The 1,625-nt window shown below is 69.1% G+C and carries 2 protein-coding genes; both read right to left on the bottom strand.

Going from position 1 to position 1,625, the window contains the following annotated elements; genetic code table 11:
* Positions 1-60 precede the first annotated feature (60 nt).
* Positions 61-822: a CoA-transferase subunit beta gene (locus ACRDPS_RS15830; protein WP_431502612.1), complete on the bottom strand. Its 762-nt coding sequence runs from the start codon at positions 820-822 to the stop codon at positions 61-63.
* The coding region (locus tag ACRDPS_RS15825) for a CoA transferase subunit A (protein ID WP_431502611.1) at positions 819-1,625 on the bottom strand (807 nt) is incomplete at its 5' end. The genes ACRDPS_RS15830 and ACRDPS_RS15825, both read right to left, overlap by 4 nt.

The raw sequence follows: 1,625 nt of genomic DNA, 5'->3' as shown, positions 1-1,625 counted from the left end.
CGTCATGACGCGCCGACTCGGCACGGATCTCGGTGAGGACGAGCCGACTCGGCGGGACGGTTAGGGGACTTCCTTGAAGCGGAGGCCCTTGGGGTCCTCCGCCTCGATGATCGCCAGCTCATCCGGGGTCGGCTCCCGGGTGAGGGGAGCGCTGGCGGCGTCGATCTCGAAGCCGGTCGCGTCCTGGAGCTCTTCGGGGGTGACGCCGGGGTGGATGGAGTTGACCTTGATCAGGCCGGACTCGTCGTAGCCGAAGACGGCGAGGTTGGTGACGATGACGCCGAGGTCGTGATACTTCGCGGCGGAGCCGGTGGCGCGGTCGTTGCCGACGCCGCTGGTGACGTCGACCTGGTCGACGAAGATCCGGGCGGAGTGCTTGGCGACCCAGTAGTCGACGCGGTGGTTGACGGTGTTGCCCGGAGCGCCGCGTACGCCGATCAGCTGCCGCTTCGGCTGACGCCAGTCGCCGATCGAGGAGATGTTCTGGTTGCCGTGCCTGTCGATCTGGCTGGCGCCCATCATCGAGTGCCGGCGGCCGCTGGCGACGATGTCGAAGATGCTGCGGAAGGGGACCCATGCTTCCGGGGTGCCACCGGCGGCAGCGGTCTTCAGCAGCGGGGGAGCCTCGGACATCATGAAGGCTTCGCCGTCGCTGAGCGCGAGCTCGGGGGTGTGGGTGGCCTTGGCGAGACGTACGCCGATCGCCGGGACGATCCCGACGGCGTGGGCGAGCACCTCGCCGGAGTCCTTGAAGGCGTCGGAGACGGCGGCGACGCAGACGTCGGCGCGGGTCGCGGTCACCTGATCGGTCGTGATGGTCACTTGGTGTCTCCTTCGCTCTGGAGCTGCTCGACCGCTGCCTGGTAGGCGGACTCGTCGCCGGACAGGAACCGTTGCTCGAACGCGGCCCAGTCCTCGTCGGACTTGGCTGCCGCGGCGTACTTCTTCTGGAAGGCCTCGTCGCGGCCGTAGTCGGGCTCGCAGAGCGTGAAGTGTGCGCCGCTCGGGGTCTCGACGACGTGGTTCACGAAGATCCGGGGGACCAGGAGCGTCTGCGGCGGGGCCTTGGCGGTGAGATCAGCGGTCGAGACGACCTGCTCCACGGACATGATCGTGGTGTCGGCGGCCATCGCGAAGAGGTCGTCGAAGTAGGGGTCGGGGCCGAGATACTGCCCGTTGCCGGCGGCGTCCGCGCGGTTGAGGTGGATGAGTGAGACGTCGAGGCGGAGGCCGGGGACGGCGACGTACTCCTCGTCGTCGTAGGGCGACTTCACGGTCCTGAGGTCGGGGTTCATCGCCAGTACGTCGCTGCCGAGGCCGGCGCGGATCGGCTGGAACGAGAGCCGGTTGGCGCCCGCCTTGAGCCCGGCCACGAACATGCCCTCGTCGTACTCGCTCGTCTCCGGGATCTCGCCGCGCTCGCGGGCGCGGGTGAAGTTGGGGTCGAGCGGGATCGAGTCGAGCGAGACGAAGCCGTAGACCAGCTTGCGGATCTTGCCGGCGCGAGCCAGGAGCCCGACGTCGGGGCCGCCGAAGGCGACCACGGTGAGGTCGGTGATGTCGCTGCGCAGGATCTCGCGCACCAGCGCCATCGGCTTGCGGCGCGAGCCCCAGCCACCGATCCC

It is taken from the genome of Nocardioides sp. (genome assembly GCF_050699375.1).
Taxonomy (GTDB): domain Bacteria; phylum Actinomycetota; class Actinomycetes; order Propionibacteriales; family Nocardioidaceae; genus Nocardioides.
Note: the sequence above shows the minus strand (reverse complement) of the source record. Positions and strands in the feature narration are given on the sequence as shown.